Origin of the sequence: Paenibacillus rhizovicinus, assembly GCF_010365285.1 — a bacterium.
Lineage (GTDB): Bacteria > Bacillota > Bacilli > Paenibacillales > Paenibacillaceae > Paenibacillus_Z > Paenibacillus_Z rhizovicinus.
The window spans coordinates 3,426,031-3,447,517 of record NZ_CP048286.1 but is presented as its reverse complement, the minus strand read 5'-3'; the positions used below and the strand labels follow the sequence as shown (position 1 = coordinate 3,447,517).

At 57.1% G+C, this 21,487-nt stretch carries 18 protein-coding genes; 9 read left to right on the top strand and 9 right to left on the bottom strand.

What is annotated here, in order from left to right; all coding sequences use genetic code 11:
• Nucleotide 1 precedes the first annotated feature (1 nt).
• The 5 genes from GZH47_RS15400 to GZH47_RS15380 all read right to left on the bottom strand — a co-directional run bounded on the left by GZH47_RS15400 (nt 2) and on the right by GZH47_RS15380 (nt 4,456).
• Nucleotides 2-709, bottom strand: coding sequence for a histidine phosphatase family protein (locus GZH47_RS15400; RefSeq protein ID WP_162640861.1), 708 nt, complete (start codon nt 707-709; stop codon nt 2-4).
• Between the two features lie 181 nt (nt 710-890).
• On the bottom strand, nt 891-1,862 hold the full coding sequence (locus GZH47_RS15395; RefSeq protein WP_162640860.1) for an aldo/keto reductase: 972 nt from the start codon (nt 1,860-1,862) through the stop codon (nt 891-893).
• Nucleotides 1,863-1,913: 51 nt separating this feature from the next.
• Nucleotides 1,914-2,765 carry an NAD-dependent epimerase/dehydratase family protein gene (locus tag GZH47_RS15390; protein ID WP_162640859.1) on the bottom strand — a complete coding sequence of 284 codons (852 nt, stop codon included), beginning with the start codon at nt 2,763-2,765 and terminating at the stop codon, nt 1,914-1,916.
• 113 nt (nt 2,766-2,878) lie between these two features.
• The gene (locus GZH47_RS15385; protein ID WP_162645270.1) at nt 2,879-3,817 is read right to left on the bottom strand and encodes an aldo/keto reductase family protein; all 939 of its coding nucleotides are present in this window, start codon (nt 3,815-3,817) and stop codon (nt 2,879-2,881) included.
• Nucleotides 3,818-4,009: 192 nt separating this feature from the next.
• A complete protein-coding gene (locus GZH47_RS15380; protein ID WP_162640858.1) occupies nt 4,010-4,456 on the bottom strand; it encodes a VOC family protein in 447 nt (148 codons plus the stop codon).
• Between the two features lie 174 nt (nt 4,457-4,630).
• Here GZH47_RS15380 and GZH47_RS15375 point away from each other — a divergent pair, with 174 nt between their 5' ends.
• From GZH47_RS15375 to GZH47_RS15360, 4 genes are all read left to right on the top strand, one after another.
• The gene (locus GZH47_RS15375; RefSeq protein ID WP_162640857.1) at nt 4,631-6,469 is read left to right on the top strand and encodes a stalk domain-containing protein; all 1,839 of its coding nucleotides are present in this window, start codon (nt 4,631-4,633) and stop codon (nt 6,467-6,469) included.
• A 150-nt stretch (nt 6,470-6,619) separates the two neighbouring features.
• Complete coding sequence (locus tag GZH47_RS15370) at nt 6,620-7,156, top strand: sigma-70 family RNA polymerase sigma factor (protein ID WP_162640856.1); 537 nt, start codon at nt 6,620-6,622, stop codon at nt 7,154-7,156.
• On the top strand, nt 7,149-8,435 hold the full coding sequence (locus GZH47_RS15365) for a hypothetical protein (protein WP_162640855.1): 1,287 nt from the start codon (nt 7,149-7,151) through the stop codon (nt 8,433-8,435). The genes GZH47_RS15370 and GZH47_RS15365 overlap by 8 nt, the downstream gene beginning before the upstream one ends.
• A gap of 93 nt (nt 8,436-8,528) precedes the next feature.
• A complete protein-coding gene (locus GZH47_RS15360) occupies nt 8,529-10,817 on the top strand; it encodes a copper amine oxidase N-terminal domain-containing protein (RefSeq protein WP_162640854.1) in 2,289 nt (762 codons plus the stop codon).
• 87 nt (nt 10,818-10,904) lie between these two features.
• Here the strand turns inward: GZH47_RS15360 and GZH47_RS15355 are convergent, their stop codons facing one another.
• Nucleotides 10,905-11,894: a LysM peptidoglycan-binding domain-containing protein gene (locus tag GZH47_RS15355; RefSeq protein ID WP_162640853.1), complete on the bottom strand. Its 990-nt coding sequence runs from the start codon at nt 11,892-11,894 to the stop codon at nt 10,905-10,907.
• A 224-nt stretch (nt 11,895-12,118) separates the two neighbouring features.
• On the opposite strand from GZH47_RS15355, the gene GZH47_RS15350 reads away from it, so the two are divergent.
• Entirely contained in the window at nt 12,119-12,526 is a 408-nt protein-coding gene (locus GZH47_RS15350) for a VOC family protein (RefSeq protein ID WP_162640852.1), read from the top strand.
• Between the two features lie 134 nt (nt 12,527-12,660).
• Here the strand turns inward: GZH47_RS15350 and GZH47_RS15345 are convergent, their stop codons facing one another.
• Both GZH47_RS15345 and GZH47_RS15340 read right to left on the bottom strand, forming a co-directional pair.
• Complete coding sequence (locus GZH47_RS15345) at nt 12,661-14,043, bottom strand: sugar phosphate nucleotidyltransferase (RefSeq protein ID WP_162640851.1); 1,383 nt, start codon at nt 14,041-14,043, stop codon at nt 12,661-12,663.
• Between the two features lie 84 nt (nt 14,044-14,127).
• Entirely contained in the window at nt 14,128-14,943 is an 816-nt protein-coding gene (locus tag GZH47_RS15340; RefSeq protein WP_162640850.1) for a DUF6492 family protein, read from the bottom strand.
• 212 nt (nt 14,944-15,155) lie between these two features.
• Between GZH47_RS15340 and GZH47_RS15335 the strand changes: the two genes are divergently transcribed.
• The 4 genes from GZH47_RS15335 to GZH47_RS15320 all read left to right on the top strand — a co-directional run bounded on the left by GZH47_RS15335 (nt 15,156) and on the right by GZH47_RS15320 (nt 19,752).
• Nucleotides 15,156-16,742, top strand: coding sequence for an MDR family MFS transporter (locus tag GZH47_RS15335; protein ID WP_225446500.1), 1,587 nt, complete (start codon nt 15,156-15,158; stop codon nt 16,740-16,742).
• A 34-nt stretch (nt 16,743-16,776) separates the two neighbouring features.
• The gene (locus GZH47_RS15330; RefSeq protein WP_162640849.1) at nt 16,777-17,406 is read left to right on the top strand and encodes an acyl-CoA-like ligand-binding transcription factor; all 630 of its coding nucleotides are present in this window, start codon (nt 16,777-16,779) and stop codon (nt 17,404-17,406) included.
• Between the two features lie 158 nt (nt 17,407-17,564).
• A complete protein-coding gene (locus GZH47_RS15325) occupies nt 17,565-18,554 on the top strand; it encodes a lysylphosphatidylglycerol synthase domain-containing protein (protein ID WP_162645268.1) in 990 nt (329 codons plus the stop codon).
• Nucleotides 18,541-19,752, top strand: coding sequence for a glycosyltransferase family 4 protein (locus GZH47_RS15320; protein ID WP_162640848.1), 1,212 nt, complete (start codon nt 18,541-18,543; stop codon nt 19,750-19,752). Before GZH47_RS15325 ends, GZH47_RS15320 begins: the two co-directional genes overlap by 14 nt.
• Before the next feature lie 263 nt (nt 19,753-20,015).
• Here GZH47_RS15320 and GZH47_RS15315 read toward each other — a convergent pair whose 3' ends face one another.
• On the bottom strand, nt 20,016-21,236 hold the full coding sequence (locus GZH47_RS15315) for an MFS transporter (RefSeq protein WP_162640847.1): 1,221 nt from the start codon (nt 21,234-21,236) through the stop codon (nt 20,016-20,018).
• Nucleotides 21,237-21,487: the final 251 nt, after the last annotated feature.

Genomic DNA, 21,487 nt, shown 5'->3' with positions numbered 1-21,487 from the left:
GTCAATCGGTATTCTCCGCGAACAATCCGGCTCGGCTGGCAGCGAGTCCTGCGCCGTACAGATGCGAAATGTCCCCGACGCCATAGCAGCGGGGAGCGGCCCAGCCATGCGCGCGTTCTTCCATGACGACGGTCGTCACCGAGCTCGGCGCGATCCAGAAGCCCGACCATACCATCGACAACGGCAGCTCGAGCAGGTGGGACAGCCAGGCGAGACCGAAGCCGAGGTGGCAGAACACCGCGATTGCTTCCCGGTTCGGCTCCACGATCCGGTATCGGCCGCCTTCGCGGCGATAGCCGTGCTGGAGGAAGAACGCATCGGAGTCCGCTTGGATTTGCGAGAATTTCGCCTTGAAGACCGGATTGTCGAATGGCGCGCGCGCATGCCAATCGTCGCTGGACGGAAAAGGACGCTGCTCGCGTACCCACGTATGGTCGCTGTTCCAGGCTACCATGCTTTCCCCGGAAGGCTGGGTAATCTGCCAGCCGTCCAGCTCCGCCGTCCAAGGGAGTACGGTCGGCGTCATGCCCAGCGCATCGGAAGTATACTGCATGGTGTGCAGCGCCCTGCCGAGCGGCGAGCTGTAGATCCGGTCGATCTTCGTGTTCGCGAGACGTTCGGACAGCGCCTTTGCCTCCAAATGTCCGGGCGCCGTAATCGTATGGTTGGGGTAATCCGGATCCGCGTGGCGAATGATATAAAGTTTCACTTTATTCCCTCCAGATGTTGGATGAATGAAAATTCAACCTTAGTATAGTGGAGCGCGACGGCTCGTACAATGGACGAATTCGTCATCGAGTACACGAGCACGAAGAGCAGCGAATGCGAAAAGGGCGCCTCGCAAGGGGACGCCCTTTCTCTGCTTCAAACTCCGATTAACCGCCGCCGGATCAGCCTTGGTAGAAGTTCCGATCCCAACGATGCGCTTTGAGCTTGCTCAGCTTCTCTTGGGATAATCCCAGTCCGTCGCCGACGCGCATGTTGCGTTCCACGTTGCTAACCGTACGCATGCCCGGGATAACCGTCGAAACGGCGGGGCTGCTGAGCACGTAGCGCAGCGCGGTTTCCGCCATTTCGTCGACGGAGATGCCGAGGTCGGAAGCGATGGCCTGCACGCGGTCGTAAACCTCTTGCTTGCGGTCGCCGCGGAAGTAGCTGCCGCGGAAATCGTTCGCGTCGAACGTCGATTCCGGCGTGATGCGTCCCGTCAGCCCGCCTTCGTCGAGCGCCACCCGAACGATGACGCCCACGTTGTGTTTCTCGCAAGCTTGCAGGAGCGCGTCCTCGGGACTTTGGTCGAAAATATTGTAAATGACTTGGACCGTATCGACGACGCCGGTTTCGATCAGCTTGATGGCGTTGCTTGCTTGATGATCGTTGATCGATATGCCGAAATTGCGGATTTTGCCCTGCTCCTTCAGCTTCTGCACGGCTTCCAGCCAATCGCCGCGTCCGACCCACTCGTCGGACCATACGTGGAGCTGCTGCACGTCGATCGTTTCCAGTCCGAGGTTGCGGAGGCTTTCCTCCGTGCAGGCGACGACGTGGTCCGCCGGGTAAGCTTCGTCCGGGGAAATGCCGGACGGGGCCGGCCATTTGCCGTTCTTCGGCGGGATTTTGGTAGCTACGTAGATGGGCTGCTTATGATCTCGCACCGCTTGGCCGACGAGCCGCTCGCTGTGGCCGCCGCCGTAAGCCAGCGCGGTATCGATGAAATTCAAGCCCAGCTCGATCGCCCGATTCAGCGCCTGCAGCGACTCGTCGTCGGAAGCTCCGATCCAGCTGGTTTTGCCGATCCCCCATGCGCCGTAGCCGATCTCCGAAACGTTCAAGCCCGTTCTTCCCAATGTACGATAATTCAACCTTGATTCCCCCTCATTAGTAGCAACCAGATGCCAGTATAGTCGGCTTGCTTAAGATTCGGATACGTAGTTCCGCCATGCATGCTTCGGCGTCCAGCCGAGCAGCTCCTTGGCCCGCGCGTTGCTGAGCAGCGATTCGAAGCCGTTCATCGGCTCGCGGAAATCGCTCACTTCCGGGAAACGCTCGGCGAGCAGCTGCCTGCTCGGAATGGCCATGCTCGAATCGTCCGCCGCGAGATTGATCGCGACCGAGCCGAGGCCGTCCTTCTCGATGGCCAGCCGGCACGCTTCCGCGATGTCCCGCGTGTCGACATAGCTCCACAGGATGCGGTCGCGTTCGGCAGAGTCGTGGATGAAGGACGGGAAGAGCGCATAGCGCTCAGGCGGAATGACGTTGCCGATTCGCAGCGAGACGACCTGCATGCCCGTGCGGCGGTGGAACATGTCCGCCGTCTGCTCGTTGACGACCTTGGACAGGCCGTAGCTGTCTTGGGGAAGCTGCGGATGGTCTTCGTCGACAGGCACGTAGGACGGCCCGAACCGATTGACCGCGAAGACGATGCCGTAGGACGACTCGCTGGACGCGATCACCGCTTTGCGGATGCCAAGTCCTGCCGCGGCCTCGAGAATATTGTACGTAGACATGACGTTGTTCTGGAACGTGACGTCGCTTGTCCGGATATGCGCCGCCGGAATCGCGGCCAGATGCACGACGGCATCCGCGCCGGCGAGCGCATTGTAGACCTCGCCCAGGTTGTTCAAATCCACGAGCAGCGTCGGGCAATGCTCCTCTTGCGGACGAATGGAATCTACGTTCACCACGTCATAGTTTTGCTCCGCGAAATGCTTGACGACCCAGCGTCCGAGCATGCCGCTCCCGCCGGTAACAACGACTTTTGCCACTTGTTCTTCCTCCTCGAATACTTCTGTCTGCCTTGCTCATGCTGTCTCTCCGGCTAATGCCGCTGGCGTATTGCCGCCGTTGCCGCACCACGCCGCTGCCTGCTCGTCGCTGCTTATACCAGAATTTCTTCGATGCGCGTCAGCGCTTCAGCCGAAAGCGCGATGCCGGACGCCGCGGCGTTCTCGGTGACCTGCTCCGGACGGCTCGCGCCGATCAAGGCGCTGGAGACGTTCGGCTGGCGCAAAATCCACGCCAAAGCCAATTGGCCGACGGAGATTTCCAGCTCGGACGCGATGACGCTGAGCTTCTGTACCTTCGCGATGGCCGTCTCGTTGATGCCTTTGCGAACCCAATCGAGCTTAGCCGCGCGGCTGTCTGCCGGAATGTCGCTGGCCGAGCCGTACTTGCCGGTCAACAAGCCTTGCGCAAGCGGCGAGAAGACAACTTGTCCGATACCGTTCTGCTCGCTGATCGGAATGATGTCTTTCTCGATGTAGCGGTTGAACATATTGTACACAGGCTGGTTGACGACGATGCGGTCGAGCAGATACCGATCCGCCGCCGCCAAGCCTTCGGCGATATTAGCCGCGGTCCACTCGCTGATGCCGACATAGAGCACCTTGCCTTGACGGATCAGATCGTCGATCGCCCGAAGCGTCTCCTGCACGGGCGTTTCCTGATCGTAACGGTGACAGTATAGGATGTCCACATAGTCCAGTCCGAGTCGTTTCAGACTGGCGTTCGCCTGCTCCGTAATATGTTTGCGCGAGAGGCCCCGATCGTTCGGACCTTCGCCCATTTTGCCGAATACCTTCGTGGCCAGGACGTAAGATTCGCGCGGATAGTTCCGCAGCGTTTCGCCGACGACGATCTCTGCCGCGCCCTGCTCGTAAACGTTGGCCGTGTCGAAGAAGTTGATGCCCAGATCGTATGCGGTCTCGATGGCTTTCACCGCGTTTTGTTTCTCTACATAGCCGCCATAGGTCAGCCAGCTGCCCAGGCTGATTTCGCTTACCTTCAGACCGGTACCGCCTAATCTCCGATAATGCATCGCAAATTCGCCTCGTTTCATCCGATTGTAAGCCTCTTAAAGCTCTAGTTAAGTATAAGAGTTCGCAGAAAACTCTGAAAGTAGTGAATATATGTTTCATTAATGAGGCAGGGGTTACCTACTATACTTTAATGGCGATCCGTATGGACGCGGATTCATGTTCCGAGTCGTGTATGGCGCAGGCGGCGGGGCTTAGCGGGTATCGGCAAGCGTGGCTCCCCATGCCTCGGGATGAACGTCGCGTACATGTTTGGCGAAAATCCATATGTGACCTTCCAGATCCGCAGCGGCGTATTGCCGTTCGCCGTATTCCGTATCGAACAGTTCCTCAATAATAACCGCGCCTGCGGCCAGCGTGTGCCGGTAATGCGCCTCCAGATCCTCGACGAAAATCATAAGCTGCTGCGACCCGCCGCCTAGCGAGGACGGGCTTGTGGCCTTGATCCCCGGGCTCTTGAGCATGACCCACGCTTCCCCGCGATAGAGAAGGGCGCCGTGCAGCGTGCCGTCCGGGAGCGCGAAACGAAACTGCTCGGCGAAGCCGAACGTCTCTTGCAGCCAGGCTAACGCCGCGGCCACGTCCTTGTAGAAAATATGAGGCAGGACAATATTTGCCGGGACAGAACGATTATCGATCATAGTCAAGCACCTCCGCGCTATAGTGATGTCAGTATACCATGGGCGGCGGCAGGGAAGGAGTATGCTAATTAGCAGCACATGAAGCATTCGACGATTTGCTTGCCTTGACGCTCTAATAATTTCCACTTTCTGCCGATAGTTACTTTATTCGACTTTATTTTGGGGAGAGTGTCTATGAGAATAATTATAGCTTCATTACTGAGCGGTTTTGTGCTGCTCTGTTTCTGTATTCCTGTGTCCTACGGTTTGGCTGGAGAGAAGAAGGCTATCACGGTCCAAATTAATGGCATGCCGGTACCTTATGAGGTTTCGCCGATTCGCGTAAATGGAGCTGTGATGGTTCCCATGAGGGAAACTTGCGAACAGTTAGGCGCCGAAGTAGATTGGGACGGTATCTCGGTTAATCTATGGGCAGCCAAGGGAGACCAGCATATGTTTTATCAAATCGGTAAACAAACCGTGCTGTTGAACGAGTCGCAGCTTCAGCTAGCATCACCGGGAATGACCGTAGACGGGACCTTGATGATGCCGCTACGTTTTGTTGCGGAAGCATTTGGTGCAACGGTGCGATGGGATGCGTCAATGAATACCGTCCACATTCAATCCGCACCTCGAATCCCGGCGGTCATTGAAGGGATCCAAGATGGGATGTACATTGTCATTACTTATCAAACTCCCAACGGGAACGCAACAGAACATGTGCGTTTAGCGGGACTGTCGCCGATACGAAACGGCATGGAAGCGACAGAAGCCATCCGGGCTTTGTTGCCAGCAGGATCAAACGTCGATGTGGAATTTTGGGGGGCTAGGGACAGGAACCAGAACCTATGGGCTGCTATTTATACGAAGGACGGCATTTTGATTAATCGAGAGCTTGTAGCTAGAGGGTATGCCAAGATCAGTACGTTAAATGTAACCCCCTATTTGCAGAGATCGCTTGTTTCTCTGCAGCAGGACGCCCAGTCCGCGAAGCTAGGTGAATGGGCAAACCACGAACCTTTCCTGACCCATCCGATTAAAACGGCGAGCATCGGCCAACAAATCTTACTTGTAACAGATACTGGGGAATTGTGGTCGTGGGGCCAGTTTTTTGAGAAGCCAACGAAGATCCTAGATCATGTTGCTCAAGTTCAAGAGGACTCGGATGTCGGGATTGCGCTAAAAACCGATGGAACAGTGTGGGTATGGGGATCTAACTTTGCAGGGGCATGGGGGAATGGTGAGGAATCCTTTACGGCTACCGAGATCCCCCGTCAAGTTGAGGGTCTTGCGCATATTGTTTCAATCGAAGCAAACGGCTTGACTGTCATGGCTATTAATGATCGCGGAGCCGTATATGCTTGGGGTTCGACTCATAGCGGAAGATTGGGAATTGAATATGATCCATGGGATCTTTTTGAATTAAGTCCGATTCAATTGGACTGGGCTGATGTGAAGCAAGTCCAAATGGGATATGCATATACAATGGTGTTGAAAAATGACGGAACCCTCTGGCAGACACAAAGCGACAGCTCCGAGTTAAAACAGGTGAAGGGGCTTAAGGATGTTACAAGCGTGTCGCTGGATAATACAGCTGTACTAGCGTTAAAGAAAGACGGCACCGTTTGGGGCTGGGATGAGCTAAGGGATAGTTATTTTGGGAGTGGTGATATGGCGTTTCCGATATCGCCGGCACCGGTCAAGGAATTAAGTCATATCGTACAAGTCGCATCCGGTTTTAGCCATTTCTTTGCTGTTAATGCTGATGGCGACTTATATGGTTGGGGAGCTAACGGGTTAGGGGAGCTCGGAATAGATGTTATGAATAAATGGATAGAGCGTCCGATGCTTATTCCTACGGTTACTGGTGTTACTAACGTCTTTGTGGGCAGCGAAAAGTCGTTATTCCTCAAGCAAGACCAAACGTTATGGGGATCCGGGAGAAACCCCTATTCGATATTAGGGGAAAAAACGCTTCGGAATAATCTGTATGACGCCGATTATCATCTGCTCACAGAAATTGCACTTCGGTAACAAACATCGATAAGGACTACCGAATGCCGGATCGCTCGTGAGAGTGTATTCCGGCTTTTATGTTTCGACTAAAATTAATTTCGAAGACAAAGCCAAATACGCCTTATGCGCGTCTAATGTTTAGAAGCGGATGCAAAGGTGAAGCGGGTGATGACGATCATAGAACGGGTCAAGCGGGCTCGGCAGGGCGATGAAACGGCCTTTTTGGAGCTTTTTCAACAGTATGAGGCGGACATATACCGCACGGCCTACGCGTACGTGGGCAATCCCGAGGATGCGCTCGATATCGTGCAGGAAACGGCCTACCGGTCGTTCAAGTCCATTGGCGGCTTGAAGGAGCCGAAATATTTCAAAACCTGGCTGATCAAAATCGCCATGGGCTGCGCCGTCGATCTGTTCCGCAAACGCAAGCAGGAGGCGGCGTGGAGGCCGGAGTATGGCGAGGCATTGACGATCGGCGACGAGAATGACGACCTGCCGCTGTCGCTCTCGCTCCGAACGTGGATCGAGGCGCTGGACGCGGATGAGAAACACGTCATTCTGCTCCGGTATTACTACGATTATACGATTCGCGAAATGGCGGAAATCATGGATATCCCGCTTGGCACGGGCAAGACGCTGCTCTACCGGGCTTTACGGAAGCTGCGGATGCGGGCCGAGGCGGAGGGGGAGAACGAATATGCCTGACAATCAACTGAAACAGCAGCTGCAAGCGATACCGATTCCTCCGGAGCTTGGCGAACGAAGCCGCCTCGGCGTTCAGCAGGCCGCCCGGGAACTTCAGGATAGCAGGCGGCGCAAGCGGAACCGCTTCAAGCGGCAGGCATCGGCCATTGCTGCGGCAGCTGCCGTTCTCGTTCTGGCGGCACTGCTTCTGAATCATTCGAAGGTATGGGCCTCCATCCAGAAGGCGCTTCAGTTCGTGCCGGGGATCGGGGTTGTCGAAGAAGAGCATGCGACGCCGGACCGTTATGTGCTGAAGCAGCCGATTACCGTCAAGGCCGGGGACGGCTCCATCATGATTACCGGATTCCAGACCGATGAAGAAATGACCTATATTACGATGGCAGGCGATAATGCGCGGCAATTCGAGCGTATCGATTTGATCAACGAACAGGGAGTCGCGTATGAAGTGAATCGCTCCATGGCGACTTGGGGACCGTCCGAATGGACCGCTTCGTTCTGGTACAAGGGCAAGCTGGATCTGAAAGGGCGCATCACGCTGCGTATTCCGCTGGACCCGGCCATCGACGTGCCGGTGACGCTGGAACAGGCGAAATCGGTGAGCAGCTACTCCGATTTGGGCGAGACGGTGACGGTAAACGGGCTTCCGATTACGTTGATCGCCGACAAGCAGGGCGATAAAGCGAGGGTTTCTCTGGTAACGCCGCAGCGGAAGGACTATCAGCTGTTCGATTACGGGGTATTCGGCGTCTATATGCACGATGAGCGTTTGAAGCTGCGTGTAACGGACGATGCGGGCAAGCAGGCGGCCATCGAGAAAATCCCCGGCGTGAGCAGTCCGAGCGACGAGTTTTACTTCCCGTTGTCGGCGGATGCGAGCGGTTATACGGTCACGCTGCCCGAAGTCAGCGTCACGTACGACGATGAAGTCGAAATCCGCGTGCCGACGGAGCCCAACGCGCAGCTGAATCAAACATTCGACATCGCCGGGTTCCCGGTCACGATCACGAAAGTCGAACGGACGGCCGACGATCCGAACGAGGTCCGCATGTATCTCGACCTGCATTATGATGAGCATGCCATGTCGTCGCTGTATGATTTAAGCATCGATGCCTTGAGCAGCATGGCGAAGCTGAACGAACGGACGGGCGCCATTGATTACATGGAATTTCAAGCCGAGCCTGGCAGCAGCTATGCGACGCTGAAGTTGGTCAGGCCGCATGTCGTTATTCGCGGTCCATGGACGTTTCATATTACGGCGGAACAGCTGCAGGGCGAATGACGGCAATAATCGGCAACTATTTTGTGCCAAATGCGTCAATGATTGGTGAATCCATTATTCCATATGACGATGGCCAAACAGGAGGCTGATATTATGCACCGCAAATCGCTGCGATTGCGTACCCTTGCAACGAACGCCGTTCTTATTGCTGCTATGGCGCTGAGCGCCCCGGTTCTTACCGCTGCCAAGCCGGCAGCCGCGGCCGCAACGGCCGATTCATCCGCATCAGCGGGCATTACGGTCACGGTAAACGGTGCCGCATTCAAGCCGGCAACCGCGCCATTCATTGCCGACGGCACCGTCTACTTGCCCGTGCGGGATACCGGCGAGCTGCTCGGCGCGACGATTGCTTGGCTCGCGCCGACCCGTACCGTTACGATGCATTACCCGGAATTATCGGTCACGCTCGGCGAAGGCTCGGCGAGCGCGGCCGTCAATGGCAAGACTGTTACGTTAACGGCGCCGTTGAAGTCCGTTGGCGGTCAAGTCTTCGTCCCGCTGCGATTCTTCGCGGAGGTGATGGGAGCGGACGTGAAGTGGAATGCCGCGAGCAGAACGGTGAGCATCGCGCATGCGGACGATTTCATCAGGCAGAAATGGGGATCGATCTGGCTGAATCGGAAGACGGGGGAGCTGTATATCGCGAAGGACGATCAGTCGCAGGCCGTGGATTACGGCAAGCTCAATGTTTCGCTGCAAGGGGAAGTGACCTTCAACGCGAGCGGTTACAGCGGCGATAACTGGGTATTAACCGTCGTGGATCGCTACGGCGCAGGCCCCGTCCATTATGACGCGTACAATGTGCTCTTCCGCAAGCAGACGATCGTGGCCCAGAAGAAGGCCAGCTACGAGTCCCGCTATGAGCAAAACACGGCCAGCTTTCAGATGTACCAGTCGAAAGAATGGCTGTCCTACAACGCGTTGACGGACGGCAAAATCGTAACGGTGTACGACGGCGACGCGAAGGCGGTGAAGGAATACGATTTGCCTGCGCTGACCGGTCAGGACGATGTTTTCACCGTACTGGCTGTCGGCAACGACTATCTGGAAGTCCGTCCGGGCAAGACCGGTCTCCTGACGCTGATCGACCTGAAAGACGGCACCGTCGCGATTATGGCGGACAAGCTGCTGGATGGCCAAGAACTGAACGCGGTGCATGCGCATGCCGATCCGAACCATACCGACGGTCTCGGCTACGGCGGAGACACGGGGACCGGCGAGCTGGGATTCTACTATACCAGTCCGCTCGGCAGCGCGAACGGAAGCTCCATTCGTCTGACCTATGAGCGGCCGTCATACGACGAAGAGAGAAGCAAGCTGCCGAAGCCGAAGACCCTCGGCGAGTTAGCGGCGGCGTGCGGTCCGGCAACCGTGAAGACCGTTGACATGGCGGATGGCGATCAGATCTATATCCCGCTGTCGGGCGCCAATGAAGCGGATCGGACGGGGATCGCCGCCGTCTGCGGCATCGTGAGGAAATTCGCGGACAAGGGGGTGGAAGAGACGCTGCCTTCTTACTTCGGCGATCGGTTCTTCCACGGGATGGAGATTTCGTTCACGGGAGACGATTACCTCTCGATGTATATCGCGGGTCCGGGCAAGCTGGCGCTCGGCGCCGGATTGGGCGGCAAGACGACCGTGTTGAACGATTCGCAGGCCGTGACGGATTTCGAGCAATTGAAGAAGCTGCCGACCTCGATTGTCGTGAAACCGAATCCGGTTCATTTTGGAGAGACGCTTCATTTCAGCGGCAACAACGGCAACGGCGAAGCGTCGGGTCTCTTCCGGGTGTATTGGCAGCCGTCTGCGGCAGGCGCTTCGAGCCAAGCTCCCTTGGTAATTTACAGCGGAACGACGACGTTCGGGCGTTATGACGTACAATTCGGGATGCCGGCATTCGGGCAGGCGCCGGACGGAACGATGAAACCGATCCTGCCGGGAAAAGGTAAATTGTCGATTACGGGCAACGGCTCGGGCATGCCGTTTCCGGCGGATACGGAGCTGGCGGCAGCGAGCGCGCCGTTCCTATCCGTAAACGGCGTGCCTGCAGCCGATGCGGCGCTTAAACCTCTGGCAGTCGGCGGGCGGATCTACGTACCCGTCCGGGCCGTAGCTTCGCTGAGCGGTCAGCCCGTGACTTGGGACAAGGCGACGAACAGTATCTTGATCCGCACGAAGCCGTCTACAGCGAAGCCGGCAAGCAAGGGGGCGCTCACGCTGTGGATCGACGGCAAGCAGGGGGCGGCGGATATCCAGCCGATCGTTCGCGGCGGCGCGGCCTACGTTCCGATTCGCGCGGTAACGGCCGCGTTCGGCTACCCCGTAACTTGGAACGGCGCGAGCGGCTGCGCCAATATCACCATCGTCCGCCCGGGTAAATAACCGACGGGGCACAATCTTTAGAAAGAGCCTTCACTCCCGGTCGGAGCGAAGGCTCTTTCTAAAGTGCCAACTAGGCATGCCAGCAGCTTATTTCGCTGCGGGCTTGGCCGGAATGCGGAGCGAGATGCCGGCTTTCAGGCCTTCCTTCTCATTGAGGTTGTTTTGCTTCGCAAGGAAGCTCACGTAGTCGCCCGATTGGTAGAACAGCACGGAAATGCGGTACAGCGTATCGCCGGGAGTAACGAGGTAGGTTGCCGGCAGCTTGACCTTGGAATAATCCGCGCTTGAAGGCTTGGTGGGTACCGATGCCGCATCCGAGGTCAAAGCGGGAATCTTAATCGTATCACCGACTTTCATGTCGTTCACGAACGCAATCCCGTTGCGTTTCGCCAAGAAGGCCACATACTGCTTGGATTGATAAAACTTCAAGGAAATCGTCGATAACGTATCGCCTTTCTTCACGACGTAAGTCGTCGGGAGCTTCGAACCCGAAGCGTGGCCGGAGACGGCGGGCGCCTTGGTTCCCTTATCCGATCCGGTTTGTTTCGGAGGCTCTTGCTTAACGGGATCGGCGGCCGGAGCAGTGTCGGTCCCGGTATCCGCAGCGGCGTTTCCGCCGGAATCGGGCACTGAATCGCCGGCAGCAGGCGCGTCGCCGGCGTTGGAATCGGATGGCGCGTTCGCGCTCGGCTGGCCGGCATCCGCCGTGCCCGCATCATTGGCGCTTCCCGCCGCGCCCGGGGAATCGGTCGTACCCGCAGAGTCTGGAGCGTTCGCGGTATCCGAGTCGTTGGCGCTTGCGCCGGCGTTAGCCGAATCGCCGGCTTGTCCTTGATTCTGATTCGTACCGGAACCGGCTCCTCCATTGGCAGCGTTGCCCGCCGCAGGCGGCGTGGAAGCCTCGAGAGCTTTAGACCCGGAGTCTTTATGCGAAGCGAATATACCGTATAAGATAGCGCAAAGCACGATCAGAAAAGCCCCGGTCGTCAGCAGCATGCCGCTGGATCCGGCTTTCTTCTCCCGCACGCGTGCGGCTCTGGATCGATGACCCGTTTCGTTCGATTTGTTCTGCTGCATGCAATCAACTCCTTGTATGATGCTTGTCCTATGACTACTCTATTTTACTATAATTTCCTGAATGAGAATCACCCGCCGCAAAAATCAGTCCGTTTGCACTATCCCCTGCACTGCCTGGTGGCGTGGCGAGCAAGACCATTGAAGGTTAGGCGAACAGGAAGACATCAGTCATCCGGCGAATAATAAAGGTATATTCTTCGCCATATCGACAGGAGGAACGGCTAATGAATGAACATAAAGGATACGTCCCGTCCGCAGCATCAATCGCCCCGTGGCTCTCGGTAAGCAATGCTGCCGAGGCGCTGCGGTTCTACGAAACGGCGTTCGGCTCCGTGGAGTTGTACCGGCTGGAGGAAGAGGACGGCCGGCTCGTAATCGCAGAGCTCGCCGTAGGCGGCGCGGGCTTCTGGATTCAGGAGGATCCCGATTCCTCCCCTGACAAAGGGAGCGGAGGCGGATCAGTCCGCATGATTCTGACCGTGAGCGACCCGGATGCCGTGTTCGGGCAGGCCATCGCGGCCGGGGCGGCCGAAATCGCGCCGGTCGGCGAAGGGCATGGCTGGCGCATCGGCCGCCTTGCCGATCCGTTCGGCCACCACTGGGAAATCGGCCGGCGGCTTGAGGCGCGATGAAAGCGGCAGCGTCCAAGCCCAGTCGAAACAACAACAAAGACGCTTGAGCGGCCCATGCTCCAGCGTCTTTGTCTTTAAGCCCCTTGAATCCTTAATCCCCTAAATTCTATATCCGATTAAAGGAATTCCCGCACTCAGCCCATCTTGCTAGCTCGGATAATTTCCTCCCATGTCATGGCGATCCGCAGGACGTCCTCTTCACCCAGCAAATTCTCGCCGATCTGGACTGCAATGAACGTAAGCGGCGTAATCGCCTTGACGGCGTGCTTGGATCCGGCGGGGATCCGCAGCACGTCCCCGGCTTGTATCTGCATATGCGCGGCGTCCAAGAGGAATTCTCCAGTGCCCGAGAGGATGATCCACGTCTCCGTTCGCTTCCGGTGAAGATGATAGCTTGTATTTTTCCCAGGCAGGAGGGTGACTTTCTGCGTTAAGGTTTCCGATTCCGCATCTGTCTTGGCATCGTCCAGCACGTGATAGGTTCCCCATCTTTTCTCCCCGAAGCGGGGCTGCTGCCCGTCGGTTAACCGCTGTTTGATCTGATTGGATTTGTCTTTGCTGGCCACGAGAATACCGTCCGCGCTTGCAGCGACGATGACATTGGAAAGGCCGATTACGTGAATCGGACAAGCGAGCTCGTTGACCACGTGCGTATGAACGGAGTCGCTTGATATCTCTCCCTGGCCGATGACGGGACTGCCCAAATAATCCGGGAGCGCGTTCCAGTCGCCAAGATCCCGCCAAGCCTGATCATAGGCAATCACCGCGCGGCGCTGCGTCTTCTCCACGATCTCGACATCGAAGCTAACCTCGGGAAGCTGTTCATAGCGATCAAGCAGGTCTTCATAGTCCACGGGCAAACCTTTGCTCTGCAAACTCGAAAGCATGAACGACAACGGAAACGCGAACACGCCGCAGTTCCACAGCGCTTGCTTGTCAATCAGACGGCGCGCGGCTTCTTCGTTCGGCTTCTCGATGAATTGATCAACGGCAGCGTAGGCCTGCGATGTATGATCGCCCTTGTCCGTTGGCTGCGGCACGATATATCCGAATTGGCTGGAGGGATGCTTCGGCGTCGTACCGAGCAGGCCCAAATCCGCGCCTGATTGCGCAAGAACATCGGGAAACGCGTGCAGCAACCGGAAAAACTCCGACTCCACGAATAGATCGACCGGCAGCACGCAGATCGTTTCGTCCGCCGCCGCCAGCTGCCGGGCATGCAAATAGCTTGCAGCCAGGGCAACCGCCGCGAACGTCCCTCTTCGATGCGGCTCCGCATGGAACAGAATGCGGCTGCCCACATGATTTTGCGTAATTTCAGCTTGGCTATGATGAGCAACGATCGAGCTGTAAGGGAGCAATCCGGCCTCCTCCAACTGTCGGCATACCCGCTGAATCATGGATTCTTTGCCGCCGTCTTCGGAGGGGAGGAGCTTCAAGTAAATTTTCGAGCGAATCTCGTTCGACAACGGCCACAGTCTCTTGCCGGAGCCGCCGCTCAATAGAACAATCCGCAAGCGCAATCCTCCTCTCTAAAGATTAGGGCTGGCGATCGTTACAGTGGAATTCGAATCCTTTCTGAAGCCTGATCCAAATTCAAATCATCGCTTCTTACTCCTTGCATAGCCTTTGCGTTTATGGAAGGAGAGCGAGCGGTACTTCCGCGCCAGCGTCTTCCTTCGTCCCGGGGAGAGCTGCGCGATGTTCGTCGACAGGCTCTTGTTCAGCGCCTTCCTGAGAAGGACGCCGCTCGGATTGTTCGCATAGAGAAAGTTGCCGTACGTTTCGAATTCGGAGAATGCGAACTGCTTCGTGCGGTCCATCTTTTTCAGGATCGCCGCGTACCAGCTCATGCGGTGTTTCGCCGCGATGACGCGTTTCAATCGCCGCAGCTTCGATTTCTCGAACAGCATGTAGTGGGTGACGAAGGATGAAGGGGAGGCTGCCTTTCTGCCCAGAAGCTTCCGGTAGGTTTTAAAGTATTCAGGCTGGCTCCAATTCCGGCAATAAAATAACGTCTTTGCGCCGATCCTGAATACATGCGGACGAATGAGCACCGTGTCCGCGTCAATGGCCAAAAAGTAGTTGGAATTGCCCAGGTTGTCGCCGCTCATCTTCAATAATTGCTGAAAAAGCCAGCCGGAGCGTTCCCATTTCTTGGAGCGATAGCGGATGTTTCGTTTCGTGATTGGAAGCACGCTGTTTTCATTAACGAATCGGCATCCCTTGCGCCTGCACAGATTCCGCATCCGGGGGCGGTCCGGAGAGACGATCATGATTTGCCCGATAGGATGTTTCACTTGTTTTCTGACGGCGTCGATGACGTAGGGGAGCGTGACTAAATCTTTCTCGATCGCGGGGATCAAGACATCTATCTTGGTCTTGCTGTTTATTCTGGCTCGGATGGGGACTGACATCGCTTCATCTCCATTTTGGCAAGTAATGTGATCATGATATGCCATTATGGCGCTAAAGTGTGTTCATCCTCCGTTCATAATCCGCGGGTATCTTCGTTATTATCGTGAGAGCAGCAATCTTAATAATTTTGACATATGATTCAAATTGACAGTAACTATTATTTTATATACACTCTCATTATGCGAAACGCACGAAAGAGGAGGCAAACATTTTGACACGCACGAATAACAAGGCACTCATTATTATCGGTCTGATTATCGGGATTGTGTTCGCGGAGCTCGATGAGACGGTCGTCAGCACCGCGATGCCTACGATTATCCGCGATTTGAACGGATTGTCGCTGTATGGCTGGGTAGCCGGCATCTATATGCTGACCATGACGGCTTTCATGCCGATTCTCGGCAAGCTGGCCGATCTGTACGGCCGCAAGAAAATTTACATTCTAAGCATGAGCTTGTTCATCGCCGGCTCCATCGTGAGCGGATTCGCGGAGAACATGCCCGTACTGCTGCTCGGCCGCGGTATTCAAGGGATCGGCGCCGGCGGTCTGATGCCGCTCGCCATGGTGATCTTCGGGGACACCTTCACCGTTGAACAACGGGCCAAGATGCAGGGGGTCTTCGGCGCGATCATGTTCGTCCCGCAGCTGCTCGGGCCGCTCATCGGCGGTTATCTGACCGAGCATATTTCATGGCATTGGATCTTCTGGGTCAACATCCCGGTCGGCGTCGTGGCTGCGATCGTGCTGTCCGCGGGACTCAGGGAATCGACCGGCAACAAGAACGCCAGCATCGACTGGGCAGGCGCATTCCTGCTGGTCAGCTCGATCGTTTCGCTGCTGCTGACGCCCGTGCTGCATGAGACGGAAGGGTACGCATGGAGCTCTCCGACGCTGATCGGCCTATGGATACTCGGTGCGGTGCTGCTCGTCATCTTCGTCTTCGTCGAACGGAAGGCCAAAGAGCCGATCCTGCCGATGCATTTATTCAAAAACCGGACGTTCGTCGTCCTGTCCATCATCGTCTTCGTTCTCGTCTGCGGCGTTATGGGCTCGTTCGCTTCGTTCCCGTTCTTCGCTCAGAACGTGCTCGGCCTGACGCCGATCGAATCCGGCTACTTGACGCTTCCGCTCATGGTCGGCGCCGTGATCGCCAGCGTTATTACGGGACGTCTCATGACGAAAGTGCCTTACCGCACGACCTTCATCGTATCGATGCTGCTGCCGGCGCTCGCGTTCTTCCTGTTGACCGGCGTCGACATGAATACGGCGATCATCACGCTTCTAGGGTACTTCGTTATTCTTGGACTCGGGTTCGGAGTCATATTCAATAACAGCTTGATCGTGCAGGAGTCGGTGGACAAAGAACACAGCGGCATCGCCTTGACGTCGGTTACGCTGTTCCAATCGTTCGGCATGACGATCGGCGTGAGCATCTTCGGCAGCCTGCTGGCCGCCAAAATCACGTCGGGCATCGGCGGGCTGGCGAGCGGACTGCCGGCCGATCAAGCGCAGGAGCTCGGCCAAGCCGCGAAAGGCGGCATTCCCAAAGATATCGACCCAAGTCTGATCGAGCAAATTAAAGGCGTCTTCTCCGAAGCGTTCCAGCATCTCTATTGGGTATCGTTCTTCTTCGCGCTGCTCGTCGTCGTCATCTGCTTCTTCCTTAAGCGGGAAGTGTTGAAGGTAGGTAGCATACCCGAGCAGCAAACGGAGTTTGGGACCAGGGTCTCGACCGACAAGAACAAAGAAGAGTCGGACGCGGATGCTGACGGACCTGTGATGGAAGTTCAAAACTGATTATGGATACAATGAAACAGAAGAGGTGATGCGGATGTCATCGGAAGTTCCGGAACCCGGGAAGATCGGCCTTCGGGAGAAGAAGAAACGGAAGACCCGCCTGACCTTGCAGCAGCAAGGTCTGCGGCTCATTCGCGAGCAGGGCTACGCGGCGACGACAATCGAGCAGATCGCGGAAGCGAGCGAAATATCGCCCAGCACGTTCTTCCGTTACTTCCCGACGAAGGAAGCGCTGATCCTCGAGGATGACAACGATCCGCTTCTGATCGCCGCTTTCCTGAGGCAGCCTGCGGAATTAAGTCCGATTCAGGCGTTCCGCGCGGCCGTGCGCGAAGGGTTTGCCGACATGACGGGCGACGAGAAGGAGTCGCTGTATGAGCGCTTCAAGCTCTTGGAGTCCGTTCCCGAGCTGCGCGCCGCTTCGCTCCTGCAAACGAACGCAACGATGTTCATGATCGCGGAGCTCGTGGCAAAGCGGCTGGGGCGGGTTCGCAACGATTTCGAAGTGCTGTTGTTTGCCGGATCCGTGATGGGCGCAATGATGGCCGTGCATCATTATTGCGTCGACCATCCGGAGGCGGACTTTGTTTCGGTCATCGACCGGGCGCTGGCGTTTTATGAAGCGGGGCACCCGCTGGGGCCGCTCGGGATGACCAATTTATAATGATATATACGAAATTCAACAAGCCGTTCCGGGCCGATTCCCGGACGGCTTTTTTTAATTTGAATCGCTATTTCGGATGACATTACGTAAACAGTTCGGGTTTACAATTGAAGGATGGCTTCTACCGAACCCGAGGAGGTGCTGGGTCAGTGGCGGTGATGCGAAGGTTGGCGCCGACAGCTATGAAGGCTGCGCTTGTCGGGGTTATTATCTTCTTCGTAATGCGGAACATTCCGCTCAAGCTGGCGGATATCGAATCGTTCCTGGCGCATGCAAGCCTGCAATTCTATTCGTCCATGCTCGTATTCGCGTTCTTCCTGATGCTGCAGGCCGGCATTTGGGTCTTGATCGTGAACGCGGCGGGGGAGAAGGCGATTCGGAACCGGCAGGGCAGCAAGCTCCGGCTGCTGGAAGGCCTGCGCATCTTCATCGACTCGCAATTCGCGAAGTATCTCCCGGGCGGGTTCTGGAACTACGCCGGCCGAGTCGTGCTTGCCTCGCGCGCGGGCGTTGCGCTTGACGCGCAGCTGTCGTCGATCGTCTATGAGAACGTCCTGCTCGTCTCCGCGGCGCTCTGTTATGCGCTCATTCTGCTCGTCAGCTTGGACATTGCCCCAATCTTGTGCATAGTTGCCGTTCTCGCCGTGTTAATACTGGCATACGTCTATTACGACAAGGGCTCGACTGCGGTTCGCGGGTTGTTCGTCCGGGCATCGCGCTGGAAATGGCTGCATCGGGCGGCCGGCAAAATGACGGCTTCATTCCGGACGACCGGCGCGGATGCCTTATTGTCGCGCAATCGGTTCTTCGGCTATCTGGTCTGCTTCCTTGGCAGTCATTTCATCATGGGTATCGCATTCTGGATGCTGACGAACAGCTTCGGCAGAGGCCATATCGGCTTGCTGTACGCCGCGGGGACGTTCGCGACTTCTTGGCTGCTCGGCTTGTTCAGCCCTCTGCCGGGCGGGCTAGGGGTGCGGGAAGGGTTTCTGGTGTACTTCCTGTCCCTGAAGCTTGGCTCCGAGACCGCATTGTATATATCCGTCATCGCGCGTTTATGGAACATGATGGCCGAAGTGATGTTCTGGGCGATCGTAAGAACGGTCAGCCACATGACGAGAAGGGTGAAGACATATGAGGAATCGTAGGAAGGTCGTTCTTATAACGGGCGTGTTCCCTCCAGGCATCGGCGGCATGCAGAACTACTATTACAACCTCTCCAAGTTTTCGAAGCATGACGTGACCGTGGTCGCCCCGGAATATCCGGGAAGCGCCGCATTCGACGAAGGGCAGTCGTTCCGCATCGTTCGAGGGTCTTTCCTGCGGGACGAACGTACGGATGTAACCAGCTGGCTGCGCTTGTTCAAACAGGTGCGCAGGACGATGCGCGGCGAGGACCCAGACGTCACGATATATGGTTATGTGCTTATCGGTTTCATCGGTTTGCTGCTTCAGGTGACCACCGGGCGGCGGTACGTCATTTCGACCCATGGCATGGATATGCTGATGTTCAGGCGTTTCATCGGTCTGAACGCGATCGTGAAGCTGATTCTGCGCAAAGCCGACGGCGTGCTGACGAACAGCCATTTCACGAAGAAGCTGGTGGAGGAATACGGGGTCGATCCGCGCCGGATCGGCATCGTCAATCCCGGCGTGGAGCGCATCTACGAGAAGCGTCCGGCCGACATGGAGCTGATTCGGGAGCACGGCTTGGAAGGGAAATATGTCATTCTATCGGTAGGGCGGCTTGTTACGCGCAAAGGCCATGATAGGGTGATTGCGTCCATGCCGGCCGTCCTGCAGAAGATTCCGAACGCCGTCTATGTCATCGTCGGAGACGGGCCGGACCGGGAGCGGCTGGAACAGCTGACCAAGGCGGCGGGCGTCGCGGATGCGGTAGTGTTCGTGGGCAGCGTGCAAGGCAGCGAGCGGGTAAACGATTATTATAATGTGTCCCAGCAATTCATCATGGTGAGCCGGGAGCTGGAGAAGGGCGACGCGGAAGGCTTCGGCATCGTCTATCTGGAAGCGGCATCCGCCGGCGTCCCCGTCATCGCCGGGCGTTCCGGCGGTGCGTCGGAAGCCGTGCTGGACGGCGTTACGGGCTTGCTCGTCGATCCGCAATCCGTGGATGAAATCGCGGCCGGCATCGTTCGGCTGGCGAATGACGCCGCGCTGCGAGAGCGGCTTGCGCGCGCCGGCTACAAGCGCGCGAAGACGGAGTTTCAGCATGACGTGCTGGCGGAGGGCTTCGATCGCTACATCGGACGGATTTGCGCGCTTCCGGCGCTAGGTGCGGTACGGCGCAGATTGTCGAGAGAGTCCGCCCGCGAGAATGCCCGGTAAGACCGGCGCAGGCGACAATGGAAAAGGCTCCCGCAGCATCATTTCGATGATGCTGCGGGAGCCTTTTGTGCGGAATTGGCGTGCAAGGGAGCGTGCTAGTGAGCATGCAAGTGAGCGTGCAAGTTAGCATGCAAATGAGCAAATGAGCCAAATGATCAAATAAAGCAACTAAGCAAACGAGTGAACAAGTGTGCATGCAACTGAGCAAACGAGCAGACAAGCAGTTGAGCAAACGAGCAGGCAAGCAAGCTTAAAGCGCCGTATTAGGAAACGGACTCTTCTTTGCGCAGCCGGTGCAGCACCCAGACCGCGAAGCCGAACAATACCGAGCCGCCGCCGGCGATGCACACGCCGTGCCAGCCCCAGTGCCGCCAGGCAAAGCTGCCCAGCGTGGAGCCGAATGCCCCGCCCAAGAAAGTCGTCACCATCTGAACGGTGTTCAGCCGGCTTCGAGCCTCGGGGTTCAACGCGTAAATGCGCGCCATATTGGCGACCTGGGTACCTTGTACGCCGAGATCAAGCAGAATAACGCCGGCAATGAGCGCCCATAGAGACCCGCCCAATGCGCCGAAGAGCAGGTAGGAAACCAGGTTGAGCGCAAGCAGAATGCCAATCATCCACTTCGTGGGCAGCCGGTCGGAGAATCGGCCGATGACAGGCGCGCCGAAAGCGCCGGCGGCGCCAACCAGGCCGAACAAGCCGGCAATCTGGCTGCTGTAATGGTAGGGCTCGCCTTCTACGTAGAACGAAAGCGCCGTCCAGAACACGCTGAAAGCAGCGAAGTTGGCTCCGCCGATCAATGCCGATTCGCGCAGCGTCGCGTAGCGTTTCACGAGACCGCCCATGGAGCCGAGCAATTGGCCGTAGCGAATGTCGGCCGTCGGCTTGTTGAGCGGCAGCTTCATCCGCAGCAGCACGAGCAGCGCAAGCATGGCGGCAGCGGCGAGCGCGTACATGAAGCGCCAGCCCCAGGTGCCGCCGATCAAGCCGGACACGGTCCGCGTCAGCAAGATCCCGAACAGCAGGCCGCTTATGACTGTGCCGACTGCCTTGCCCTGTTCGCCGGGCGCGGCGAGCGTCGCGGCAAGCGGGACGAGAATTTGCGGAACGACCGTCGTGATACCGACGGCGAAGCTGGCGATGTAGATCCACGGCAGGTTTTGCGCAGTCGCGACGCCGATTAGGGAGACGCAGACGAGCGCGAGCAGAATGGTGATGAGTCCTTTGCGTTCCTTGATGTCGCCTAGCGGGACGAACAGGAACATGCCGAGCGCGTAGCCGATTTGGGTACATGTCGAGATGAAGCCGACAGCGTCCGGACCTACGCCGAAGTCGCGGCCGATGTCGGCGAGCAGCGGCTGGTTGTAATACAAATTGGCAACGGTCATTCCGGCGGCCAGTGCCATTAGCAGCAGCAGACCCCTGGAAAGCGCGGCCGGGGCTTGGGTCGCCGAAGGCGACGGCGAGAGCGCGTGTTGGGACATGGTTAGAATAAGTTCCTTTCTTTCAATCCGTGCCGCATGCGGCGGCCTGACGAGGATGGCAGCTGTTGCCGATTCCGCTGCTTGGCGCACGGTGTCTTTTGGTCCCATTCTAACAGTATCGGTCCGGCGTATCTAGTAGGGAATGGCCGCGGAGGGTTCTGCAAGCCGTGTACCGCATGGAAACGACGAACGGAAACCAATAGCGTGTTTGCAGCAGCGTGATAGTCATAGATAAAAAATCGTCAGCCGTC